The sequence below is a fragment of the Aquisalimonas sp. genome (assembly GCF_007120195.1).
GTDB lineage: Bacteria > Pseudomonadota > Gammaproteobacteria > Nitrococcales > Aquisalimonadaceae > Aquisalimonas.
The window spans coordinates 1-3655 of the sequence record NZ_SKOG01000043.1; the positions used below are offsets into that span (position 1 = coordinate 1).

Annotated in this window: 4 protein-coding genes, 1 tRNA gene and 1 pseudogene; 4 read left to right on the plus strand and 2 right to left on the minus strand. The window is 61.6% G+C overall.

Features of this window, described 5'->3' with window-relative positions; all coding sequences use genetic code 11:
* The 4 genes and pseudogenes from QZT63_RS03615 to QZT63_RS19940 all read left to right on the plus strand — a co-directional run.
* The coding region (locus QZT63_RS03615; RefSeq protein WP_290648670.1) for an SPOR domain-containing protein at positions 1-679 on the plus strand (679 nt) is incomplete at its 5' end.
* Positions 680-740: 61 nt separating this feature from the next.
* Positions 741-816 (plus strand) — tRNA-Thr (locus tag QZT63_RS03620).
* Positions 817-1346: 530 nt separating this feature from the next.
* The gene (locus QZT63_RS03625) at positions 1347-1526 is read left to right on the plus strand and encodes a methyltransferase domain-containing protein (protein ID WP_290648677.1); all 180 of its coding nucleotides are present in this window, start codon (positions 1347-1349) and stop codon (positions 1524-1526) included.
* Positions 1527-2403: 877 nt separating this feature from the next.
* A pseudogene (locus QZT63_RS19940) lies at positions 2404-2607 on the plus strand (acyl-CoA dehydrogenase family protein); the annotation flags it as partial.
* 126 nt (positions 2608-2733) lie between these two features.
* On the opposite strand, the gene QZT63_RS03635 reads toward QZT63_RS19940, so the two are convergent.
* Both QZT63_RS03635 and QZT63_RS03640 read right to left on the minus strand, forming a co-directional pair.
* On the minus strand, positions 2734-3135 hold the full coding sequence (locus QZT63_RS03635) for a type II toxin-antitoxin system VapC family toxin (RefSeq protein ID WP_290648674.1): 402 nt from the start codon (positions 3133-3135) through the stop codon (positions 2734-2736).
* Entirely contained in the window at positions 3132-3368 is a 237-nt protein-coding gene (locus QZT63_RS03640; protein WP_290648676.1) for a hypothetical protein, read from the minus strand. Before QZT63_RS03640 ends, QZT63_RS03635 begins: the two co-directional genes overlap by 4 nt.
* Between the last annotated feature and the right edge of the window lie 287 nt (positions 3369-3655).

Sequence of the window (3655 nt, forward strand, 5' to 3'; positions counted from 1 at the left end):
CGTCTTTATGGTTGTCACCATGGAGGCCACCGACGAGCCGCGCGTCGCGCCGCCGAGGCCCGCCGAGGGGTCATTGCGCCTGCTCGACGAAAAGCGGGCCGTGGACGAGGCCACGGACCCCACCGAGGCGTCCACCCCGGGCGCGCGCATCGACGCCGACCGGGCTGATCCACAGGCCCTCGCCCCTGCACCCCAAGGCGGCGATGACGCAAGGCTGGACGGCTCCACCGCCGAGGGGCCGGAGCGCTGTTACCAAACCGAGGCTATGGATGAGGACGCCGCAATGGCACTCGTCGAAACCGCGCGCGCGAACGCCCATCCCGCCCGCGTGCTGCGCAGCGACGGCCGCGAATTTGCCGGCTACTGGGTCTACATCCCACCCCATGACTCTTTGGAGGCCGCCCACGCGGCCATGGCGAAACTGTCCGACGCGGGGGTCACCGGTTTCGGCTACGTCGGTCGTGAGGATAACGAGCATGCCGTGTCGCTCGGTGTGTTCAGTTCCGAGACCCACGCCCGTCGCCGGCAGGAGGCCGTCGAGGCGCTCGGCTTCCCGGCTGAACGCGTCGAGCGCTACCGCACCACACGCAGCTACGGGGTAATTGTCGGGGCAGACTCCCGCGACGAGCTCCCTGCTGCCGACTGGTGGCCCGCGGATTGCGAGGACCTCGCGTCTTGAACTACCATACGGCCTTGAATTCCAGGCGGCTTATTCTCCCCGCCATCCGCCCGGTCGCGTTGCTGGCGTAGCTCAGTTGGTAGAGCAGCTGATTTGTAATCAGCCGGTCGCAGGTTCGACTCCTGTCGCCAGCTCCATATTTTCAAAGACTTGCGTTTCAATAAAATCCCGCCGTGATGCGTGATTTACAGAATAGTCACAAATTGGAATGTCGGATGCACACGGCAAGCACGGGTGGTCATGGCGAAAATGACCCGAGATTAGAGGATTGGGCAATTCTCCTTGCCGGTCGCCCCACCACGGCTCGCTTTGACCTTGCCGGGGTATCGAACGACAATGATTCAGTCGGGTGAGGTCAACACCCGTGGGTCTCCCGCAGTAGTCGCTTTCGGTTACAGGACACTAGAGGGTACACAAGCACGGGGCAACGATGAGCGGGTTCCACGACCACTTCTCCAATCAAGCGGCCGGCTATTCCCGCTTCCGGCCCGGCTACCCAGCGGCCCTCTTCGCTTACCTCGCTTCGCTTTCGCCCGGACGCACGGCTGCGTGGGATTGTGCCACGGGTAACGGTCAGGCAGCGGTGATCTAGGCGGACTATTTCCCCTGGGTGATTGGCACAGATGCAAGCGCCGAGCAGATTGCGCACGCGGAGCGGCATCCGCACGTGCGTTATCGAGTGGCCGCAGCCGAGCACAGCGGCTTGCCAGACGCCTCAATCGACCTGGTTACCGTCGCACAGGCCCTTCACTGGTTCGATATTTCCGCTTTCTACGGCGAGGCAATACGCGTGTTGCGTTTGGGCGGGACACTGGCTGTGGTGCTACGGTGCTCTGAAATTGTCTGATCAGCGTCTGCAGCGTTGCATTGATGGTTACTACTCCAACACCGTTGGGCCCTACTGGCCGCCCGAACGTCGGTTGGTGGAAGAGGGGTATCGATCACTCCCGTTTCCCTTGCCGGAGCTGACCCCGCCTGTTCTTACTATGGAGGCGGCGATGACGTTGGACGGGTTGGTTGGTTATCTCGGTACTTGGTCTGCGACGCAACGTTACCGGCAGGCCACCGGGAGCGATCCGCTTCCCGGCCTTCAAGAAGAGCTGGCGCAGAACTGGAGCGACCCACGCGTTCCGAAAGTCGTCCGCTGGCCACTTGCTCTCCGCGTGGGCCGCAAACAAGCCTGGCCGTCGGACGTGGCGAGCGTGAAAGGGCGCTGGTCTATACAAGTATAGTTATTAATTAACAAAGATAATAATATTTATAGGATTATTATGCGCTTGCTAGCCTTAAAAGAGGAGCATTCAATAGAGAGAAGAGAGATGGATGCGAAACTGGCTAGCGATCTTGAAGATTTTCGGTCTAGGGCGGTGGGTGCTGCGGAGGAGCTAATCCGGGACCACGATCCGGACGGCGTTGGAACAAGCCAGAATAGCGTATCCGCGGCGCTGGAGGTCTTTGAAGAACACGGCCTGCTCAGTCTTGATTTCCTGCGATCTGACGGTGATGGTCCCAGCAAAGGAGTTTTCGGACCGGTTCCAGCGCGTGATGTGCGCCTTGCGGTCATAGCGGTCGAGACACTTGCTGCTCATTCCGGATCGCTTGCCTCGATTGACATGGTCAATGTCGTACTCGGGGGAGCCGTCATCACTTTGGCGGGTACTGCGGAGCAGCGGGCGCGGCTGTTGGGCGCGCTGCGTTCCGCCCGCTTGCAGATCGCCTTTGCCATGACTGAGCCCGAGGCCGGGTCCGACGCCGGCGCGATATCTACCTCCCCTCGGCGTGACGGATCTGCCATCGTGATCGACGGGGAGAAGTTGTATATCACGGGGGCGGCATCCGCCGACGTGCTGCTTGTCGTTGCCCGTTCTCCCGAAGGTGCTGAAGGAGACAGGGCATTCGGCGTGTTCCTCGTTCCGGCTAATGCAGCCGGGGTATCTATAGAGCCCCTGGGGAAACTCGCCGCTGGCGCGCACGCGTCCTGCAGGATACCGGCCCCCATCGCGTCGGTTCGCCCAAGGGCGTGCATCGCCCCCAAATGCCCTGCCTTGATCGATCTACCAGATCGTCCGGACATGCTTGTAGCCCCGGACTTTGTCGTCGGCCGTGAGGAGCGGAGCATTGAGGGAGCGTGCCAGGGCGACGATCATGCAATCTGCCGGATCCTTATGAAACGTGCCGGGCAATCGCGTGGACTCGACCCCAATGTGATTGTCCACGGGCACAAATCGAAGGCCATCGATGCTTCCGGCGACATCCAGCCAATCATCGACACTCATAGTCAGTGTCAGGCGCTCCCGGACGACGAGCATCCCGATCTCCCAGGCGGAGATAGCCGACACCAGGATCACGCCGCCCTCGGTGGCCTGTTCGGCCTCCACGGCCTCCCGGGCACGATCCGAAAGCTGCGCATCGCCGTTGACCCACCAGATGAGGGCGTGGGTGTCGAGAACGATCACCCCGACGCCTCCCAGTCATCCTCTGCCACCGGCCCCAGCGGGTCCTTGAACTCAACAACGCTCCCGCGCAGCTTTTCCAGTGGTGAACGCTTGTCTGCACGATAACGCCGAATCTCCACGGTGGGCTGGCCCCGGTCCGTAATCACAACAGGCTCGCCCGACAGCTCCACCTGTCGGAAATACTCAAGCGCCCTGGCCTTGAACTGGGACTTTGTTATCTGCTCTTCGCTCATCGTTCCACCGTGACTATAGGGCCCAGTCACTATTCTACGACACTCACGTGACTATGCCTAATGGTCACTCCGTGGGGCGATCCCAGACGGGTCCAAACCTGATCACTGTACTCCATCCACCAGGCCTTTCGGCGTTGAACGTGGCGCCGCGCGGTGGCTGTAAACCTGATGCGGCGCCAGTTCAATGCGAGTGAAGCGCCTTTTCACGGCGGGCATCAGTTACTCGACCCAGGTGCCGCCGACGTTCACTCGCTGGAGCTCACCGGTCAGCGTGTAGGTACGCCCCA

Bases quoted from the DNA above. Each gene is read 5' to 3' on its own strand.
- QZT63_RS03640 (WP_290648676.1), bottom strand. From the start codon at position 3,368: ATGAGCGAAGAGCAGATAACAAAGTCCCAGTTCAAGGCCAGGGCGCTT.